The sequence below is a fragment of the Pseudomonas sp. AN-B15 genome (genome assembly GCF_019056475.1).
Lineage (GTDB): Bacteria > Pseudomonadota > Gammaproteobacteria > Pseudomonadales > Pseudomonadaceae > Aquipseudomonas > Aquipseudomonas parakoreensis.
The window spans coordinates 3,756,941-3,775,891 of sequence record NZ_CP049737.1 but is presented as its reverse complement, the minus strand read 5'-3'; the positions used below and the strand labels follow the sequence as shown (position 1 = coordinate 3,775,891).

At 59.1% G+C, this 18,951-nt stretch carries 23 protein-coding genes and 1 tRNA gene; 16 read left to right on the top strand and 8 right to left on the bottom strand.

The annotated features are described in order from the left end of the window. Complete coding sequence (locus GTQ41_RS16805) at nucleotides 1-765, top strand: C40 family peptidase (protein WP_217325323.1); 765 nt, start codon at nucleotides 1-3, stop codon at nucleotides 763-765. A gap of 25 nt (nucleotides 766-790) precedes the next feature. Then, a complete protein-coding gene (locus tag GTQ41_RS16800) occupies nucleotides 791-997 on the top strand; it encodes a hypothetical protein (RefSeq protein ID WP_217325322.1) in 207 nt (68 codons plus the stop codon). 294 nt (nucleotides 998-1,291) lie between these two features. Here the strand turns inward: GTQ41_RS16800 and GTQ41_RS16795 are convergent, their stop codons facing one another. Then, entirely contained in the window at nucleotides 1,292-1,594 is a 303-nt protein-coding gene (locus GTQ41_RS16795; protein WP_217325321.1) for a hypothetical protein, read from the bottom strand. Nucleotides 1,595-1,796: 202 nt separating this feature from the next. On the opposite strand from GTQ41_RS16795, the gene GTQ41_RS16790 reads away from it, so the two are divergent. The 10 genes from GTQ41_RS16790 to GTQ41_RS16745 all read left to right on the top strand — a co-directional run bounded on the left by GTQ41_RS16790 (nucleotide 1,797) and on the right by GTQ41_RS16745 (nucleotide 10,275). After that, nucleotides 1,797-1,991 carry a hypothetical protein gene (locus GTQ41_RS16790; protein ID WP_217325320.1) on the top strand — a complete coding sequence of 65 codons (195 nt, stop codon included), beginning with the start codon at nucleotides 1,797-1,799 and terminating at the stop codon, nucleotides 1,989-1,991. Nucleotides 1,992-2,078: 87 nt separating this feature from the next. Next, nucleotides 2,079-2,501, top strand: a complete 423-nt coding sequence (locus GTQ41_RS16785) for a hypothetical protein (protein WP_217325319.1) — start codon at nucleotides 2,079-2,081, stop codon at nucleotides 2,499-2,501. 53 nt (nucleotides 2,502-2,554) lie between these two features. Next, on the top strand, nucleotides 2,555-3,157 hold the full coding sequence (locus GTQ41_RS16780; protein WP_217325318.1) for a tail assembly protein: 603 nt from the start codon (nucleotides 2,555-2,557) through the stop codon (nucleotides 3,155-3,157). A 55-nt stretch (nucleotides 3,158-3,212) separates the two neighbouring features. Next, on the top strand, nucleotides 3,213-3,416 hold the full coding sequence (locus tag GTQ41_RS16775) for a hypothetical protein (protein ID WP_217325317.1): 204 nt from the start codon (nucleotides 3,213-3,215) through the stop codon (nucleotides 3,414-3,416). 59 nt (nucleotides 3,417-3,475) lie between these two features. Beyond that, the gene (locus GTQ41_RS16770; RefSeq protein ID WP_217325316.1) at nucleotides 3,476-7,042 is read left to right on the top strand and encodes a host specificity protein J; all 3,567 of its coding nucleotides are present in this window, start codon (nucleotides 3,476-3,478) and stop codon (nucleotides 7,040-7,042) included. After that, nucleotides 7,039-7,392, top strand: coding sequence for a hypothetical protein (locus GTQ41_RS16765; protein ID WP_047297530.1), 354 nt, complete (start codon nucleotides 7,039-7,041; stop codon nucleotides 7,390-7,392). The genes GTQ41_RS16770 and GTQ41_RS16765 overlap by 4 nt, the downstream gene beginning before the upstream one ends. Continuing rightward, nucleotides 7,389-8,051, top strand: a complete 663-nt coding sequence (locus GTQ41_RS16760) for a hypothetical protein (protein WP_121184008.1) — start codon at nucleotides 7,389-7,391, stop codon at nucleotides 8,049-8,051. The genes GTQ41_RS16765 and GTQ41_RS16760 overlap by 4 nt, the downstream gene beginning before the upstream one ends. Nucleotides 8,052-8,075: 24 nt before the next feature. Beyond that, nucleotides 8,076-9,269, top strand: a complete 1,194-nt coding sequence (locus GTQ41_RS16755) for a tail fiber domain-containing protein (RefSeq protein ID WP_217325315.1) — start codon at nucleotides 8,076-8,078, stop codon at nucleotides 9,267-9,269. A 59-nt stretch (nucleotides 9,270-9,328) separates the two neighbouring features. Beyond that, nucleotides 9,329-9,751, top strand: coding sequence for a cell wall hydrolase (locus GTQ41_RS16750; RefSeq protein WP_047297611.1), 423 nt, complete (start codon nucleotides 9,329-9,331; stop codon nucleotides 9,749-9,751). Further along, complete coding sequence (locus GTQ41_RS16745) at nucleotides 9,751-10,275, top strand: lysis system i-spanin subunit Rz (RefSeq protein ID WP_217325314.1); 525 nt, start codon at nucleotides 9,751-9,753, stop codon at nucleotides 10,273-10,275. Before GTQ41_RS16750 ends, GTQ41_RS16745 begins: the two co-directional genes overlap by 1 nt. Here GTQ41_RS16745 and GTQ41_RS16740 read toward each other — a convergent pair. Next, nucleotides 10,247-10,573: a hypothetical protein gene (locus GTQ41_RS16740; protein WP_047293305.1), complete on the bottom strand. Its 327-nt coding sequence runs from the start codon at nucleotides 10,571-10,573 to the stop codon at nucleotides 10,247-10,249. The genes GTQ41_RS16745 and GTQ41_RS16740 overlap by 29 nt on opposite strands. A 222-nt stretch (nucleotides 10,574-10,795) precedes the next feature. On the opposite strand from GTQ41_RS16740, the gene GTQ41_RS16735 reads away from it, so the two are divergent. Then, a tRNA-Pro gene (locus GTQ41_RS16735) sits at nucleotides 10,796-10,864 on the top strand. 100 nt (nucleotides 10,865-10,964) lie between these two features. Here GTQ41_RS16735 and GTQ41_RS16730 read toward each other — a convergent pair. Next, nucleotides 10,965-11,168 (bottom strand): hypothetical protein, encoded by a 204-nt coding sequence (locus GTQ41_RS16730; RefSeq protein WP_047293802.1) that lies wholly within the window; start codon nucleotides 11,166-11,168, stop codon nucleotides 10,965-10,967. A gap of 70 nt (nucleotides 11,169-11,238) precedes the next feature. Further along, a complete protein-coding gene (locus GTQ41_RS16725; RefSeq protein ID WP_047293307.1) occupies nucleotides 11,239-11,514 on the bottom strand; it encodes a hypothetical protein in 276 nt (91 codons plus the stop codon). Nucleotides 11,515-11,680: 166 nt separating this feature from the next. On the opposite strand from GTQ41_RS16725, the gene GTQ41_RS16720 reads away from it, so the two are divergent. Then, nucleotides 11,681-12,010 (top strand): hypothetical protein, encoded by a 330-nt coding sequence (locus GTQ41_RS16720; RefSeq protein WP_047293309.1) that lies wholly within the window; start codon nucleotides 11,681-11,683, stop codon nucleotides 12,008-12,010. A 57-nt stretch (nucleotides 12,011-12,067) separates the two neighbouring features. Here the strand turns inward: GTQ41_RS16720 and GTQ41_RS16715 are convergent, their stop codons facing one another. Further along, nucleotides 12,068-12,481, bottom strand: a complete 414-nt coding sequence (locus GTQ41_RS16715) for a VOC family protein (RefSeq protein ID WP_047293310.1) — start codon at nucleotides 12,479-12,481, stop codon at nucleotides 12,068-12,070. Nucleotides 12,482-12,684: 203 nt separating this feature from the next. Between GTQ41_RS16715 and GTQ41_RS16710 the strand changes: the two genes are divergently transcribed. Beyond that, nucleotides 12,685-14,496 carry an ABC transporter ATP-binding protein gene (locus GTQ41_RS16710; protein ID WP_047293311.1) on the top strand — a complete coding sequence of 604 codons (1,812 nt, stop codon included), beginning with the start codon at nucleotides 12,685-12,687 and terminating at the stop codon, nucleotides 14,494-14,496. Here the strand turns inward: GTQ41_RS16710 and GTQ41_RS16705 are convergent. The 3 genes from GTQ41_RS16705 to GTQ41_RS16695 form a co-directional block, all read right to left on the bottom strand. Beyond that, on the bottom strand, nucleotides 14,493-15,437 hold the full coding sequence (locus tag GTQ41_RS16705) for an alpha/beta hydrolase (protein WP_047293313.1): 945 nt from the start codon (nucleotides 15,435-15,437) through the stop codon (nucleotides 14,493-14,495). The two genes, GTQ41_RS16710 and GTQ41_RS16705, sit on opposite strands and share 4 nt — an antisense overlap. Nucleotides 15,438-15,546: 109 nt before the next feature. Continuing rightward, nucleotides 15,547-16,545, bottom strand: a complete 999-nt coding sequence (locus GTQ41_RS16700; protein WP_047293315.1) for an NAD(P)H-quinone oxidoreductase — start codon at nucleotides 16,543-16,545, stop codon at nucleotides 15,547-15,549. A 61-nt stretch (nucleotides 16,546-16,606) separates the two neighbouring features. Next, nucleotides 16,607-17,797: a YbfB/YjiJ family MFS transporter gene (locus tag GTQ41_RS16695; RefSeq protein WP_047293317.1), complete on the bottom strand. Its 1,191-nt coding sequence runs from the start codon at nucleotides 17,795-17,797 to the stop codon at nucleotides 16,607-16,609. 110 nt (nucleotides 17,798-17,907) lie between these two features. Here GTQ41_RS16695 and GTQ41_RS16690 point away from each other — a divergent pair, with 110 nt between their 5' ends. Next, entirely contained in the window at nucleotides 17,908-18,783 is an 876-nt protein-coding gene (locus GTQ41_RS16690; protein ID WP_047293804.1) for a LysR family transcriptional regulator, read from the top strand. The last annotated feature ends 168 nt before the right edge of the window (nucleotides 18,784-18,951 follow it).

Below are 18,951 nucleotides of genomic sequence, written 5' to 3'. Positions count from 1 at the left end.
ATGCGCAAACACATTTTGAACGCGATCCAGGCACATGCCGCTGCGGAGTACCCGAAAGAGTGCTGCGGTCTGCTGTTGGCCGTGGGCCGCAAACAGCAGTATTACCCGTGCCGCAACGTCTCGACCGAGCCGAACGAAGAGTTCCGGATCGATCCCGAGCAATACGCAGCGGCCGAGGACGTCGGGGAGGTGATCGGCGTTGTGCATTCGCATCCAGACGCTACCAGCCGTCCTTCGCCGCGTGACCTCGCCATGTGCGAAGCGACGGCGATGCCCTGGCACATACTCAGTTGGCCGGAAGGAGACCTCAGAACAATCGTGCCCACTGGCGACGTACCGCTACTGAAGCGGCCTTTCGTGCACGGCGCCTGGGACTGCTGGCAGGTCTGCGCCGACTGGTACAAACGCGAGTGGAGGCTGGAGTTCGAAGCCTTCAAGCGCGCTGATGGCTGGTGGGAAAGCAAGGACAACACCAGCCTGTACGAGGCGAACTATGAGGCCGCCGGCTTCTACCGGGTCGACCAGCCGCAGCGCGGCGACATGATCGTGATGGAAGTGGGGCGCACCGTGTACCCAAACCACGCCGGGATTTTTCTCGGCGCTGACCCGGCACTGCCAGGGGAGGACGCGGCGACGTTCGGCCCCGGGCCGTTCCTGCTACACCACCTGTACGGCCGGCCATCGGAGGTCATCGTTTTCGGTGGACCTTGGCTCGACCGGACACGCCTGATTCTCAGACACAGAAATGCACAACCAGCCATATAACGCGGCGCAGCCGCAGGAGGGATTTATGAGTCAGCCGTTTGCATTCGATGAAGAAGGGCGAACTTACATTAACGAAACGGAAGTCTTGAAAGATCAGATGATTGTCTCTGCCGCCGGAATTTCTTTACCGGCTGATTTTGCGGGAAGGGCGCAAGAGAAAGCCGACCTGCTGGAGCGCCGGCTTGCTCGATTGGAAAAACAGCTTGGCCTTGACCCTATTTGTGCTGATTAAAGACTGCGGAAATTCGGTTTGTATCGGGACGAGATGGCCCAGTGCTCGGCATCGTTTTCGCAACTTCCAGCGCGAATACGCGTGCCGCTTCAATACCCTCTGGCCCCTGAGCTGCTCGAAGCTGGCTGATTAAACCGGCCAAAATGCAGCTGATCGTCGTTATATCGCTACCATGAGAATTGATTACGTCGATGAGTCTTTGTTCGTTTGTCACACTGACCTCCAGGTCATAAACGCGCCGAAATTGGCGCAATCCCAGTCCTTGGGCTTGCAGGCAAAGGACTGGGGAATCCTTTAATTTTTCAATTTACGCAGCACTCCACTGAGTGCCGAAATTGCGCTCAGCACCCAAACGTGGTGCTGTTCGACGCCGTGACCGTTCGTGATGTCGTAGCCAAGCATCGCAGCCGAGTGAAAGCGAAGTCGTTCCACATTTTCGCCTGCATACGGCGCCTTCTCTTCGAAGTAGTTATCCAGACGCTGGACGAGTAGTGCTATGGCGGAGAAGGCAGCCGCATGGGAGAAAAGGTCATCCGTGGCGCGCGCGGCGTTAATCAGCTCTTCGATTTTCTCGAGAGCCTGCTTCGGATCATTCATTCTCAATCCTTTGAAAGACTATGTCGTGGAGGCTAGAGGCTACTATCGGAGATGGGCGGGGCGGTACTGGGGTTGCATACACGCTGGATGGGTGAACAGCGCGAGGTAGGGAGAAGCCTCATCAATGTTGACTCGCGTCAATTAACCATGCATGTTTTTGGTGAAAATTAGTCTTCTGCCAGCTGTACTGAAAGGACGCTCCATGACAAACAAAGCTAAAGACCTTGAAGAGTTAGCCGCCTGGGATATCTACTTTGCTGCAGCGATGCCGCTGGTAAAGGCGGAAATCATCAGTCAGCCGACCCATAACTATTTCAAGCGCTGGGCCGAGAAGGCTGCCGATATCGCAGATGATATGCTCGTTATTCGGCGCCAAAGGGAGCCAAGAGAGAAATAGTATTGTTAAGCCCGGCCCAGCGCCGGGCTTTTTCATTTCCATCCGGCCGAGTGATATCGTTCACCCTTTCCCACAGGAGTGACCTGCATGAAATTGATCGTAGGAGCGCTGGCGGTAGCGCTGTTGGCGGGGTGTGCGACTTCAGCTATTCCGGTTAGCCAGGCTGATCCGGTACCGCGTGATGAGCTGTACGCGTTTCAGACCAAACCAGCTGGCGAAAGCGGCAAGTTAACGGTCGTAAGGGACTCGGGAATGGTTGGGTCTGGTTGTGACATCGTCGTGTATGTCGATGGCCGGAAGGCCGCGAAATTCGGCACCGGTCAGCGCGCTTCCTTTTACCTGCCGCCGGGAAATCCAAGCATCGGAGCAGGTCTCGCCGGCTCTGGGCTCTGTGGCGGGGCAGCCATCCGTACGATCTCTGCCAACGTGCGGAGCGGCAAGGAAAGCCTCTACCGGATCAGTGGGGACATGAGCGGCTTTTTCATCGGCCCTTACGTTGATTACCAATAATTGAATTTTCAATCAGCCGCCTTCGGGCGGTTTTTTTATGTCTGGAGAAAGCTATGCAGTCGACCGTTGCTCACTATCAGCCGATGACCACGATCAGGCTGTCCGGGTCGCTTGCGGCCAAGTTTGGCAGGATTCATCGTCGCGTTTTGGATTCAGGTCAGGCCTGGGAGGCGTTCAGGGCGTTGAAGGCAACGCTTGATGGATTCAAGGAGGAGATTCAGCGCCTTGATCGGCTGGGCATGCGCTTCGCCGTGTTTCGCAATCGAAAAAACGTTGGCGAAGCGGAATTTGGTCTGGGTGGCGCAACCGACATTCGTATTGTGCCGGTTATCCACGGAAGCAAGAAGGCTGGGTTGATTCAGACCATTGTCGGTGCTGTTCTGATCGTTGCCGGTACGTTTCTTTCGACCACGCCATTTGGTGCGCCACTGATTGGCGCGGGTATCGGCCTTGTCGCTGGTGGCGTGATCCAGATGCTCAGCCCCCAAGCCTCGGGCTTGAAGCAAAGCGCATCACCTGAAAACGCTCCGTCCTATGCCTTCGGCAGCGCCAAGAACACTACAGCCAGCGGCAACCCGGTGCCGATCTGCATCGGCGAGCGCCGGTGGGGCGGGATGATCATCTCGGCCTCGATCCTGGCTGAAGACAAAGCTTAATTTTTTTGAGGCGTACGCTAGGATATGCTCAAGAAAATTTCACGGAGTTGATCACATGGCTTTCGGCGTGCGGCTTGTTGCGGCAGACGGTGAGGAACTACAGATGCCGGGCTGGTCATTGAACTTGGAAACAAAGCCACCTTGTGTATTCAAGGGCGGTAAAAAAATTGACCTTCCGTGGAAAGGTCTTGAGGTAAAGGTCACCAACGAGGAGCTTGCTGATATCCGTCGGCAGTATGAGCTTGCAGAATCACCCTGAAATTATTGAATGCACAAAAACCCGCCATTGAGCGGGTTTTTTTATGCCTGGAGGAAAGCATGGGCGCAGCGCAACAGATCGAGATCCACGGCGATAAGGGCGGCAGCAGCAAGCCGAAGTCGCCGGTCGAAGCCAGCGACAGCCTGCGCTCGACCAACCTTGCGAAACTGCTGATTGCCGTGGGCGAGGGGGAGTTCGACAGCGTGCCGACCGATTACGACATCTACCTGGACAACACGCCGATCCGCGACGCCAGCGGCAACTACAATTTCCCGAACGTGAAGTGGGACTGGCGCCCGGGCTCGGTGGATCAGACCTATATCCCCGGCATCCCGTCCGTAGAGAACGAGACTTCGCTGAACATTGAGCTGCGCAGCGATGCGCCGTGGGTACGCTCGATCAGCAATACCCAGTTATCGGCGGTGCGCATGCGCCTGGCTTGGCCTGCGCTGCAACGGTCGGACGATGAAGGCAATGTTGGCGGTTACCGGATCGAGTACGCCATCGACGTGGCCACCGACGGCGGCGCGTATCAGCAGGTGCTGGTGGATGCTGTCGATGGCAAGACCACCACGCGCTACGAGCGATCGCGCCGCATCGATTTGCCGGCTGCAACTACTGGCTGGCAGATCCGCGTGCGCCGCCTGACGCCGAACCAGAACAGCAACAAGGTAGCCGACACCATGCTGGTGGCGGGCTACACCGAAGTCATCGACGCCAAGCTGCGATACCCAAACTCCGCGCTGCTCTACATCGAGTTCGACGCCGAGCAGTTCACCAACATCCCGGCGGTGACCGTGAAGTGCAAGGCCCGGCGCTGGATGGTGCCGAGCAACTACGACCCGATTCAGCGCACTTACGCCGGGACATGGGATGGCTCGATGAAGTCGGGCTGGACCAACAACCCGGCTTGGATCACCTATGGCATTTGCACCGAGGAGCGTTTCGGCCTGGGCAAGCGCATCAAGCCTTTCATGGTCGACAAGTGGGAGCTGTACCGAATCGCCCAATACTGCGATCAGTTGGTGCCGAACGGCCTCGGCGGGCAGGAACCACGCTTCCTCTGCGACATGAACCTACAAGGCAAGGCTGACGCTTGGTCGCTGTTGCGCGATATCTCGGCTATTTATCGAGGCATGACGTACTGGGCGCAGGGCCAGTTGGTGATGCAGGCTGACATGCCGCGCGCGCAGGATTTCGACTACGTCTTCACCCGGGCCAACGTCATCGACGGGAAATTCTCGTACGGCAGCGCCTCGGCGAAAACCCGGTACACCCGAGCACTGGTGAGCTACGACAACCCGGCGAACAACTACGACACCGACGTCATTCCGTTTGCTGATCTAGATCTTCAGCGCCGCTATGGCGACCGGCCGACCGAGCTGAGTGCCATTGGCTGCACCCGCGCCTCCGAGGCCCAGCGCCGCGGCAAGTGGGCGATCTTGAGCAACAACCAAGACCGCACCGTTTCGTTCAAGACAGGCATGGAGGGTGTGATTCCGCTGCCGGGCCACATCATCCCGGTGGCGGATTCGTTGCTGGCCGGGCGGGAGGTCGGCGGGCGGATCTCGTCAGCAACTGGCCGCGTGGTGACCCTCGATCGCGATACCCAGGCCAAGGCGGGTGATCGGTTAATCGTCAACCTGCCGGGCGGCCGCGCCGAAGGGCGCACTGTGCAGAGCGTCAATGGCCGTGTCGTGACCGTCACAGTCGCCTACAGCGAGCCTCCAGTCGCGCAATTGCAATGGGCGCTGGACGCTGACGACCTAGCGATTCCGCTGTACCGCGTTTTGCGCACCAAGCGCACCACCGAAGGCGACTTCGAGATCAGCGCGCTGCAGTTCGAGCCGAGCAAGTTCGCGCATATCGACACCGGCGCACGCCTGGAGGAGCGGCCAATCAGCGTGATCCCGATCACGGTGGTTCCGGCACCGGCCAGTGTGACCCTCACGTCGACATCGTCGGTGGTGCAGGGCTTGGCCGTGGCCACCATGACCATCAGTTGGCCCGCCGTGGATGGCGCGGTCGGCTACGACGTGGAATGGCGCAAGGACAGTGGCAACTGGATCAAGCTGCAACGTACCGGCATGACCAACGTGGACGTGGTCGGCATCTACGCCGGCGCCTACGTGGCTCGGGTGCGTGCGGTGAGTGCATTCGACATCTCGTCGCAGTGGCGCAACTCGATCCTGACCAACCTGAAAGGAAAGGAGGGGCTGCCGCCGGCGCTCAGCTACCTGACCGCCACGCCGCTGCTGTTCGGCATCTACCTGAAGTGGGGCTTCCCTGCTGGTGCTGAAGACAGCCAGCGGACTGAAATCTGGTATGGACCCACGACGCAGCTTGATGCGGCCACGAAGCTCACAGACTTGGCCTATCCGCAGAGTGACTTCTCCATGCTCGGCCTGCGCGCTGGCGTGACGTTCTACTTCTGGGGCCGGATCGTCGACAAAATCGGCAACATCGGGCCGTGGTACCCGATCGGCATGGGTGTGCAGGGACAGTCGAGCGCTGACGCTGCGGCAATTCTGGAGATGATTGCCGGTGAGATCGGCCGCACCGAGTTGGGTCAGGATCTGCTCGACGAAATCGACAAAATCCCAGGCTTGCAGGAACAGATCGATGCGCTCGACGGGCTGAAGGGTTACAACCCCGACGATACCTACGAAGAGTACGACCTGGTGGTGCAGGGCAAGCGCATCTATCAGGCGACTGGGCCGGTGCCGAAAGACACGCCTCCGCCGAACCCTGCCTATTGGCTCGACGTTGGCCAGACCGTTGAGACGGCTAATGGACTTGCCCAGCAGGTTGCCACCAACACTGCCGAGATCACTGAACTCGACGGCGTGGTTACGGCCCAGGCAACGGCCTTCGAAGCCCTGCGCGCCTCCTATCGAGACGATGATGGCGCTGGTGATCTTGCAGACGCGATCAAGAGCTATACCAGCACCGCTTCGCTCGCATCGGAATCGAAGGTTCGAGCCTCCGAAAACGAGGCAATGGCAAGGCGCGTCACGACGTTCGACGCGAAAATCGGAGAGAACGCTGCCAACATCACCGAGCTTGAAGAGGTGGTGGCCACTAACGAATCAGCGACCGCGACGAAAATCGACCAATTGAATGTTTCCGTCGGGCAAAACTCGACGGCCATTCAGCAGACCTCGACCGCCTACGCGGACACGGCCGGCAAGTTGAACACGATGTGGTCGGTGAAGATGCAAGTCACGGCGAATGGGCAGTACGTCGCGGCTGGCATCGGTCTTGGCATCGAAAACACCGGTGCCGGGCTGCAGAGTCAGTTCCTGGTCAGCGCTGACCGGTTTGCCATCGTCAACACGATTGCCGGCGGCGCCATCTCGGTGCCGTTTGCAGTGCAGGGTGGCCAGGTGTTCATGAACTCGGCGTTTATTCAGGACGGCAGCATCACGATGCTGAAAATCGGCCAGTACTTGCAATCCGACAACTATGTTGCCGGTGCTCTGGGTTGGCGCTTGGATAAAGCAGGAAACCTCGAGTTCAACGGGCCAGCGCCCGGTGGCGGGCGACTGACGATGACCAACAGAGCGATAAAGGTGTTCGATCAAAACGGCGTGAAACGGGTGCAGCTTGGAGATCTGGACGCATGACCTATGGAGCAAGAGTCTGGGACGAGAATGGCAATCTCGGGATGGATACCAACAGCTTTACCTATCAGGTGCTGTGGCAGGGCGTGATCGACTTCAGCGGTAGCACGCCCAGCTACACACTCAATATTCCAGGCTTCAACCCAGCCAACTGCGTGTTCATGATCATTCCGACGCGTGCACAGGATGTGCAGTCGTCAGAAACAGACGGTAGCGGCAATGCCAAGTCCTATCCCTATGTCACGACTGCCGTCGGCCAAGTGATTGTCAGGCCTAAGAATCCGTCAGCCAGCGCCTCGACAATTCAGACAAGGATCGTCGCCAAGGGCTACGCCATCAGGTATTCGACATGAGTTACGGCTTTCAGAGCATCAATGACAACTCGTTTGTTCAAATTGATTCGGAGGCACCCAGGCTCTGCCTTCTCACCAAAGGTACCTATTCCGGTGTTGCAACTGCATCAGGTACGTTTGCCCGGGCGGTGACCAGCCAAGACCCGCCAATGGTGTTCATTCGTCCTGATCAGGGAGGCGCGATTCAGGTTCCCATTTCAGTGTGGTTTACGGGAGGGCCGGGTAACTGGACTGGCTTTGCCATGAACGCGTCACGGGTGAATGAAACCCTCAGCGGGCAGTATTTCGTGGCGGCATGGGCTTCGATGGGTACCGCTGCTTATGGGATGCGGCTGTGGGATGGCGCTGGCGCGCTTGTTTACGACAGCGGCGCCCCGGCGGTGGTCGTTACGTTCGCTGCTGGCAACTGGACGTATCTCGGAACCGAACAGCTCAGTGTTGGGCGCCGGTACTTATGGGGTATCAACAAGAGCCTCGGGGTAGGTGAGTACGTGTCCCTCAATCCTTTCACGATGAACTGCCACAACGACGGTACCGGTGGCGGCTGCGCTCTGGGAGTCGATTACGCTGGCGGCCGCATCATGATGTACAGCCTTGCCTTTACAGCCTGGACTGACCAGGGCCATCGCCCATTTCTCTGCGCCAAGTTGCTGGCCTGAAACCTTTATTTCTGGAGATATACAATGCCTTGGTACAAGACGGGAACGGTCTCTGTCACCCAAAATTCCAACGCGGTGACAGGCTCGGGCACCGCATTCATTGCCAACAGCCGGGTCGGCGATGGCTTTCGCGGGCCGGACGGTCGCTGGTACGAGGTGACCAACATCGCCAGCAATACGGCTCTGTCGATCTCGCCCAACTACGAAGGCCCGACAGCGGCCGGCGGCTTCTACTCGATCATGCCGGTACAGGGCTACCAGAAGGATCTGTCCGACCAGGTGCGCGCCATCCTCAATGACTACGGCGAGAAGCTGGCGGCGCTCGGGACTACTGGGAACTACGACATTTTGCCTCCCAGCAAGGGCGGCACGGGCATAACCGATCTTTCCGTTTTCATCGAAGGGCTGTTGAATGACACGGACGCACCAGCGGCACGCGCCACGCTGGAGGCGGCGAAGTCTGGCGCGAACGGCGATATCACCTCCATTACAGGGATGACTACAGCTCTCTCTGTGTCTCAAGGTGGTACGGGAGGGAAAACACAGGCGGCCGCGCGAACTGGCCTCGGATTGGGTAGTGCGGCTGTTCTGGAAGTTGGCACGGGTGCTGGAACTGTCGCCGCTGGCAACGACCCCAGGATGACAGGCGCTGTGCAGACTGGCTCGGCAGCCAACGTTGCAACTCTGCGGTTGAATAATGCTGCAACTTTGTCCAGTAGCGCCGGATATTTTATCTCTAGCGCCACGTTTTTCCCCCCTGGGTATCGCTCAAGTAACGGCGGTACGTCCAGTTCGAGTACTTGGAATCTCTTTTGGGGTTCCGGCATGCAGGTGTGGGTGGATGGCACTAACACTGGCACGATTCAGTACACCGCGTCGGATGAGCGCATAAAGGATGAAATCACTTACGTTCAAGATACCTCTGGCGACCTCTCGCTAGTTGAGTCACTGCGGCCGGTTACCTACAGATTTTCACAGCGTGGGCCGGTTGCTCAGTCCGGCATAAAACGAGGTTTCATCGCTCAAGATGTAATGGTATCGGATTCAGCGCTGGTGACTGGCGAGATCATCGAGGGCGAAACGAAGGACAATATCACCTCAATTCTTTCGCTCGACTCACTCGGTCTCGTTTCCTATCTGGTTGGTGCAGTGCAAGAGCTTTCGTTGAGAAATAAACAACTTGAAAGCCGAATCAGCGCGATTGAGCCAAGTTCATAACTGCCGGTTTTCGAATCCACCCGCCATTGAGCGGGTATTTTTTTGCCTGGAGAAAAGTGATGCCTGTAACCGAAAAAGATCGCGACATCCTTGCCCGCACGCTTTGGGGCGAGGCCCGAGGTGAAGGCCCGGCCGGACAAGTAGCCGTGGCCTGGACGATCCGCAACCGCGTGTTCGATGGCAAGACCAATTCGTGGTGGGGCGAGGGCTACGCCGGCGTGTGCCAGAAGCCTTACCAGTTCAGCTGCTGGAACAAGACTGACCCGAACTATCAGTTCCTGATCGGCGTAAAGGAAATCCCGTTTCGCGAGCTGGCGCAATGCCGAATCGCTGCTGATCAAGTGATCGACGGCAAGGTGCCGGATCCCACCGGCGGCGCCACGCATTACTACGCTACCAACATCAAGGCGCCGGCCTGGGCGGCGAAGGCCAAGCAGACGCTCAGTTTGGGTGGGCACGTCTTCTTCAGGGATGTGCCGTGATGGTCGTTCCGTGGAAAGCGGTTGGCGTGCTGGCGCTGGTGCTGATCGGCGCTGGCAGCGCCTGGCAGTTTCAGGACTGGCGCTACGGCAAGCAGTTGGCCGAGCAGTCCCAGCAGCACGCCGAAATCCTCAATCAACTGACCCAGGCCGCGGCCACTGCACAGCAGGCCGAGCAGGACAAACGGCTGGTGCTCGAGCAGAAGCTGGCGTCCAGTGAGCAAACCCACTTCAGGAAAATGACCGATGCCCAACGTGACCAAGATCGTCTTCGCGATCGCCTTGCCACTTCTGATTTGCGGCTGTCAGTCCTCCTCGACGCAACCGACGCTGCCAAAGGCTGCGACGTGCCAACCACCTCCAGCACCGGCGGCTTGGATCATGCAGCCGTACGAGCCCGACTTGACCCGGCGCATGCTCAACGAATTATCGCCATCACCGACACCGGCGACCGGGGGCTGATTGCCCTGCAGGCGTGTCAGGCGTATGTGAAGGCGGTCAGCTCTTCATCTCACGCAACTCCCTGAGCAGTCGCTGGTTTTCATGGAATAGATGGTCTCTCTGGTGGGCCACGTCCGCAAACCTGCCCCTTTCGCTCAGTAAGTCCCCCTCGGCGTACTGAAGCTTTGCCCTAAGGGAATTTCTCTCCTGGGTGAGCGCATCATTGTCACGAACCAAGCCCTCGATATTTTCAAGCGCCCGATCGAGCTTGAGGGTGAGCGCTTCGAATTCGTTTTCGTACATCCTGAGCTGGTGCCGGCAGGTTTCGAGCGAAGTCGGGTTACCGAGCCAATCGTCGGTGTCTTCTATATAGAGGGGGTCCACGGGAATGCCTTGCTGATTACTGGTTGCATATACAGTAATCGAGGTGCGGTAGGTGGGCGAGGGTGAAGCGACGAGCTGTAGGATTTTGGATTGGTGACGGTCGGCAGAACGCCGGGATGGTGCCAAAAAGGCTCAGTGACTTTTCGAGTGACTTTGTAAAACACAGTTGCGCACGGTTAGGCATCGTTGCAGCGAGCGCCCGGCGCGAAGCCTCTGGTTTGGCGGGCTGTGGATCAGTCCGCTTGCATGGGGTGCTAGGGGTCGAGTGTTCGAATCACTCCGTCCCGACCATATATTTCAATGACTTAGGCCAATGTTAATGACATTGGCCTTTTTCATGCGCGTGAGTTTTGCGGGACGACTATGCTGTGCCCAGCCAAAAAGCCACGCCTCAATGCAGAACCCTACGACTCTCACCAATCCTGATCCGGTCCAGCGCCCGGTTCAATGCATCCAGTGCATCCAGAAGTGCCTTTGCTTCCGACTCTCGGCCATCGCCCCATAAACGTTCCGCCATTTTGTTCAGGGCCTGGATCGAGCGTTCGATGTCAGCGGCGGTCGCGGGTGCCTGGGTTTGCGCTTCTTTGCTGGGCATACTTTCATTCATCTGCAGGGGATTGGCGATGCCCAGCATGATCGGCGTTCGCTGTCGGTCAATCCAGTGGTTACTGCTTTGTCTTGCTCTGAATATCTTCCGAGTCGCTGGAGGTTGCCGCGTCTTTCTCGGTTTCTTTCGATTCTGCGCCCGAGTTCGAGCCTGAGGCTTCTTCACCTTTCTTGTTGGCTTTTTCTTCGTTTGATTCAGATGTGTTGCTGGATTGATTGACGCCTGGGATGGCCGTGGGCGGTGCGGCTGATCCTGCTTTCTCGGTTGCCAGTGTCAAGGCAGAGCCAGCCAGCATCAGGCTTGCAAGCATCAGGGTTGCAATCTTGTTGTCCATTTTTCCGGCCTTGTTGGGGGGTGTACCGCATTGGAGGCACCAGGCTCGCCAAGGTGCTGCTCATTGGACGAACGGCTGGCTTTGCGCGCCATGCGGCAATTTGCTGGCCCCCAGGTCTGAGCTTCCTCGGCAAAATCGCCTTTTTTCAAAAGGTTAGGTTGGCTATATGCGGACGATTGTCATAACCGTTGCAACGCTTTCCCTGGCTGCCTTTGCTTCGGCCATTGAAGCGAGGGAGTTGAGCAAGAGTCATGGGTTTGCCTGTACCTGGGGCTCGGACATCGCCGCCGGGGCGCAGCAGTCGAAGCTGTCGGGGATCTCGTTGTATGGCGCACGCAAGCAGTTGCAGGTGCGCAAGTTCCAGCAACCGTGGATGCGCATGACGGCGATGGGCATTACCGAGCAGACCTACAACAGCACCTCGAAGCTCAAGCCGGCGGCAGTCAAGCAGACTTATTACGAACAATGTGTGCGGCATGAACTGGCCCAGCGATAAACCCAAAAGCCCAACCTGAAACGGTTGGGCTTTTTCATGCCTGACGAAACGTCAGCGTCACTTGTCGCTCTCGCAATTGACCATCCAGGAGACCCCAAAGCGATCGACCAGCATGCCGAACCGGGCGGCCCAGAACGTCGCCTCCAGCGGCATGTCGACGCGACCGTCCTTGGCCAGTGCATTAAACACTCGCTCGGCTTCGGTAATGCTGTCGACGTTGAGGGAAATCGAGCAACCGCTCATGCCTCCGGTTGGCCGGTCGGGCGTGGTGTCGGAGGCCATGATCATCTGATCGCCGACTTTCAGGCAGGTATGGATGACCAGGTTGTGGTGCTCTTTCGGTACGTGTTCGGCGGCGGGTGTTTCGCCGAAAGTCATCATCGCTTCGAGTTTGCCCTGCAAGGCTTGTTCGTAAAAAGTGAAGGCTTCGCGGCAATTGCCGTTGAAGATCAGATAGGGATTGATTCGCATGGTTGCGCTCCTGGCAGTAGGCGCGGAGAGAGGCGATTTTCGCCAGGTTCCGCGAAAGGCGGTTAAAAACATAGCAGAGCATTGGACGTCGCAACGGCCGGAGTTTTTCCAGATGTTTTTCTTCTGAAAACACCGGGTTTCAGCACGGACAAACCCTGCGGAGTACCATGACACCCTGTACGACCTGTCGAGCTTGATCTGCCATGCCTTTGATTTCCCGCTTCAACGCCCTGTTCGATCAGGCCCGGCGCGCCTTGCTATTGGTTTGGGCGACATCACGCGGATTGTTTCTGGGGCTGGTGCTGGCGACCCTGATTGCCGGCGTGCTGCCGGCGCTGGCCGCGTGGCTGGGGCAGCGTATTGTCGATGCGGTGGTGACGGCGATGCAGTTGCACGCGCAGCAGGGCGATGCCCCGCTGTGGCCGGTGTTGCGTTATGTCCTGCTGGAGGCGGGGGTATTGGCGCTGTTGTCCGGCACCCAGCGGGCATTGTCGGTCCAGCAGTCGCTGCTGCGGGTGCAGTTGGGGCAGAAGGTCAACACGCTGATTCTGGAAAAGGCCCAGACCCTGTCGCTGGTGCAGTTCGAGAACTCCGAATTCTACGACAAGCTGGTGCGCGTACGCCGCGAAGCCTCGACTCGACCGCTGGCGTTGGTGATGAAGTCGCTGGGGCTGATCCAGAACCTGATCATGCTGATCAGCTTTGGTGTGCTGCTGGTGCACTTTTCGCCGTGGGCACTGCTGTTGCTGGTGATCGGCGCGTTGCCGGTATTCTTTGCCGAGGCACATTTTTCCGGCGATGCTTTCCGCTTGTTTACCCGCCGGGCCCCGGAAAGTCGGCAGCAAAATTACATCGAAACCTTGCTGTCCCACGAGGCCTATATCAAAGAGGTCAAGTTGTTCGGCTTTGCACCGTTGCTGCTGCAGCGTTATCGGGACACGTTCGCCAAGCTCTATGCCGAGGATCGGCGCCTGACCTTGCGTCGCGATGGCTGGGGTTTTGGTCTCGGCTTGCTCGGCACCGGGGCGTTCTACCTGGCCTATGCGTGGGTGGTGATCGATGCCGTGCACGGCAATATCAGTCTCGGCCAAATGACCATGTACCTGGTGTTATTCAAGCAGGGGCAAAGCGCGGTCAGTAGCAGTCTGAGCGCAATCAGCGGCTTGTATGAAGACGGTTTGTACCTGTCGAACCTTTACGAATACCTGGCTGAACCGGTGCTGGCCGATTCCGGTCATCTCACCGTCGGCGCGCACCCGGGCGATGGCCTGCGCTTTGAAAACGTCGGTTTTCGTTATCCAGGCGCCATTCGCGCGGCACTGGAAGGCATTGACCTGCACTTGGTACCGGGCAGGAGCGTGGCGCTGGTGGGGGAGAACGGTTCAGGCAAGACCACCCTGATCAAACTGCTGACCCGCCTGTATCGGCCGGACCAAGGGCGCATCCTGCTTGATGGCAGTGACTTGCAGGATTGGGAAGAAACCACTTTGCGCCGGCGCATCGGCGTGATTTTCCAGGACTACATCCGCTACCAGTTCACCGTGGGTGAAAACATTGGCGTTGGCGATACCCTGGCGTTCAATGAAGAATCACGCTGGAAGGCTGCGGCTACCGAAGGCATGGCCGCGCCCTTCATTGAAGGGCTCGACCGCGGCTACGCCACACAGTTGGGCCGCTGGTTTGCTGGTGGTCAGGAGTTGTCGGGTGGGCAATGGCAGAAGATTGCCTTGTCCCGGGCCTACATGCGCCGCGATGCCGATATCCTGATTCTCGACGAGCCGACCTCGGCCCTGGATCCGGCAGCGGAAGCGGCAGTGTTCGAGCATTTCAGCCAGCACACCGAAGGTCGCATGACCCTGCTGATTTCCCATCGCTTTTCCAGTGTGCGCAACGCCGATCAGATCATTGTGCTGGAGGCCGGACGGATACTGGAGCAGGGCGGTCACGACAGCCTGATTGCCGCCAATGGACGCTACGCCAAATTGTTCGATCTGCAGGCTCGCGGCTATCGCTAGGAGTCCTGTGCGTTGCGGGCCATTGCCGGGCCGGCCACGCGCGGCGCGGGTTTTGATTGCATCAGCGCATCGATCGCCTTGCGATAATTCTGTCCGCCCAGTGCCATGCTGTTGTTGTGGGTCGCGCCTGGCACCAGCAGCAGTCGTTTCGGTTGTCGGGCGGCGTTGAACAGTTGCTCGCTGAAGCGTGGCGGCACGAACGCGTCGGCCATGCCGTGCACTACCAACAGCGGCATGTGAATCTCGGCGATCTTGTCGATGGAGTCGAATTTCTGCGACAGCAGCCAGCGCACCGGTAGCGAGGTGTTGGCCACGGCGGCGGCCACATCGGCGAGGGAGGTGAAGGTCGACTCGATCACCAGACCCTTGACCGGTAGCGGTGCATGGTCCCGCGCGGCGTCCTGGCCGAGCTCTGCCGCCAGATCAATGGCCACGGCACCGCCTAGCGAGTGACCGTAGATCAGGCGCTTGCTCGGGTCGGGCTGCAGCAGTTTGAAGCGCTCCCACGCCACACGGGCGTCTTCGTACACGCTGCTTTCCGAAGGCAGATCGCCCTTGCTCTGACCGAAACCGCGGTAGTCGATGGCCAGTACCGAGTAGCCGGCCGCGCGCAATTGTTCGATGCGGAACAGCTGCCCGGTGAGGTTCCAGCGCACGCCATGCAGATAAAGAATGGCCGGTGCATTGGCTTTTTCCGCCGGCCACCACCAGGCATGAATATTCTCCCCGGCCTTGAAGCTCTTGGGCTGCAGGTCGAGTTCCTGCACGCTGCCCGGCAAGCCGTGATACCAGCCGGCCGTGCCCGGTTCGATGCGAAACAGCAGCTTGCGCTCGGTGTGCTCGAGCACCGCACAACTCGTCGGTACGCCAATGATCAGCGCAGCCATGCAGGCGAACGCCAGACGGCGACGACGCAAACGCGTCATGAAGGACAGGAACATTAAACGGTTCACCACGGCGCAGACAAAGAAGGCTTTTTACCAGATGCCTTGATCTGCGCGTGAGTTTTTCGACCACCGTCTCCTCGCAACAATTACAAGATGCTGCAGCTCAGTCCACCCGCAGGACGATTTTGCCGATATGGTCGCCACCTTCCATGCGTGTATGCGCCTGGGCCGCCTCGTGCAGCGAGTAGACCTTGTCGATGATCGGCAGGCAGCGCCCGGCGGCCAGCGCTGGCCAAACATGTTCGCGCAGTTGCCCGGCAATCTCGGCCTTTTCCTCTGTGGTTCGCGCACGCAGCAGCGAACCGGTGATCACTGCCCGTTTGGCCATGATTGCCAGCAGGTCGATGTCGTTGGCCTTGCCGCCGCCGAGAAAGCCGAGCATCACCAATCGGCCATCCATCGCCAGTGCGCTGACATTACCGTTGAGGTACGAGGCGCCCATGATGTCCAGGACCGCATTCACGCCGTGCCCCGCGGTCTTTTCGGCGATGACCGTGGCGAAATCCTGCTCGCGATAATTGATCGGTTGCCCACCCAGTTTACTGATTGCCGCGCATTTATCGGCACTGCCGGCCGTGGCAAAGGCTTCGATGCCGAATTCACGGCACAGCATCAGTGCGGTGGTACCGATGCCGCTGGTGCCACCGTGGATCAGCACGCGCTGACCACGTTGAGCGTTGCCGAGACCGAACAGGTTGGCCCACACGGTAAAGAACGTTTCGGGGATCGCGGCGGCCTGCACCCAGTCCAGACCTTCGGGGATCGGCAAGGTCTGCCCGGCCGGCACCGTGCAGTATTCAGCGTAACCGCCGCCGTTGGTCAGCGCGCAAACTTTGTCCCCCACGGCAAACTGACTGACCCCCGCACCCAGCGCCACCACTTCGCCGGCCACTTCCAGACCGGGAATCGGATTCATGCCCGGCTTCATCGGGTACTTGCCTGCCCGTTGCAGGGCGTCGGGGCGGTTGATCCCGGCGGCATGCACGCGAATCAGCACTTCGCCGGCTGCGGCGACGGGCAGGGGCACACGCTTGGCTTGCAAGACTTCGGGGCCACCAGGTTGAGTGATTTCGATACGGGTCATTTCGCTGGGCAAGGTCATGTCGATTCCTGTTGCTTGAGGTTCTGAAGATGGGAGCACAGCCCGCAGGCAATGATTCCCTTCAATTTTCACAGACGCGTGGTTCAGTCGCTGAGGGCAGCCATTTCAGGGCATGCTCCAACAAGATCGCCACGGCAATCGCCCCTGCGGCGATCACGAAGAGCATTGCGTGCTGACCGCCCGTGGCATTGAACAGTGCCGAATAGGCGAATCCGGCCAGCGCCTGAAACGTGGCAAACGATACGGTGGCGCGGCTCCAGGCGATTTGCTGGCGATGGTGATCCGGCACCAGTTCATGCACGCGGGCCAGGGCCAGCGGGACGATCCCGGGCGGGAATGAGCCGATGATTACTGCCAGCACGGCCAACGCCATGAAGGACTGGGAAACCGCCAGCAGTCCCAGTGCAATCGCCTGTACCAGCAATACCAGCCGAATCCCCATCCGCGCGCCAAGCCGATCCGCGAGAAAGCCATAACTTACCGGGCCGACAATTGCGCCCAGGCCATACATCACCCAAACCAGTGCGCCAATTTGCGCCCCGGCACCGAGCCCACGAGCGACGTAATCCACCAGAAACACCATGGCCGGCACCAGTCCTGCGGCCATGAATGCGTATTGTCCGAACAGTAAATAGACGGCGGAGGGGGTTGGCTCAACCGTCGCGCCTGCGTGAATGGCGGTCGGGTGTGGTAGATCAGCAGGCCAGCCAAACCAGCTTGTTACGGTCAGCAACAACGACAATCCGCCCAGTCCCAACCAGGTGGCGTGCAGGCCCATATTCAACAAGGGCGGGACGATGGTACCGGAGGCGGCAATCCCCAGGCCGATACCGAGAAAAATCGCACCGCTGGCCAGTCCTTTGCGGGATGCCGGCACGTGGGGCAGAACAGTCGCCGCCACCAGCACCATAATTGCGCCGCCGGTAATCCCCGACAGCAACCGCCAGCCAAAGAACCAGCTCACCGACAATGGAAATGCACAGGCAAAAAACGCTGCGGTGACCAGCAGCATCATCAGTCGCAGGGCGTTTTTATTGCCCAGTTGCCGCGCTAGCGGCCGGCCGAGCAGGGCGCCGATCAGATAGCCGACCAGATTGGCTGCGCCAAGGTAGACCACGTCGTTGGCAGAAAACCACTGCGCCTGAATCAGCGAGGGAATAAGCGGTGTATAGGCAAAACGCGCCAGACCAATGCCGACCAGGCTGGCGCAGAGTCCCGAGAAAATCGGTAACGCTGAGGTCGATGTACGCATGACAGCCATCCTGAGGAAGTTCTAAGGCGCTCAGGATATCGGCTATCTTTGCTGCGGTAATGCAGCGATTTGGCTTTATAGTGATGCAAATTCGCATCGGGCGGGACAACATGAACTGGGATGATGCGCGGGTATTTCTCGCGGTATGCAGAGAGTCGACCTTACGCGGTGCAGCGCGGGTTCTGGGGGTGGATCAGGCGACTGTCGGGCGCCGGATCACGGCGTTGGAAAAGTCCTTGAGCGCGACCTTGTTCCTGCGCACCTCCGACGGCTACGCACTGACTGCAGTCGGCGAAGCCGCGCTCAAAAGCGTGGAAAAAATGGAGCAGTCGGCGCTGGAACTTGAGCGGCAGATTCAGGGCCTGGATGATCGTCTGACCGGCACCGTACGCGTCAGCACCACCGACTCGCTGGCCATCGACTTTCTGATTCCGGCCATTAGTCGCCTGCACGCGCAGCACCCGGACGTGCGTGTGCAACTGGACGCCTCCACGCAGATCCTCAGCCTGGCCAAGCGCGAGGCCGACATCGCCGTGCGCAATACCCGGCCTGACAATCCCGATCTGATCGCGCGGCGGATTGCGCGCTGGCCCGTGGGGTTGTTCGCTTCACAGGCGTATATCGACGCCCATGGCATCCCGCCGCAGGGTACGGCGTTCGAAGGCCATGATCTGGTGGTCTATCAACCGTATTTGCAGACGCACAAGGACATGACGCTGGTTTGCGAACCGCTGCAGCGCGGGCGTATCGTCGCCAGCCTGAGCTCCAGTCTGCTGGTACGGCGCTCGATTGCGGCTGGCCTGGGCTTAGGAGAAATTCCGGTGTACATGGGCGAGCGCGATGGCCTGATCAGGCTTTGGCCGGAGCGCAATCGCCCGCAACCGTATGAGGTCTGGCTGGTGACCCACGCGGACTTGCGCCACACCGCACGGGTCAGGGCGGTGATTGAGCAGATTGTCGAGGCGTTTGCACTGGAGAATGAGTGACGGCTCAAAGCGCTTTGGAGAAGTTACATCGTCTGACGAAACGCCCTACACCCACAGCAGAATCTGCCGGCTTGTGGGCTTGAAGCGCCAGCCCTACTGTTGATGCAACTTGCAGCGCCAGGAAATCGGTGTGAGTGATGCGCCAGAACAGGTATCGGTAACCCAGGG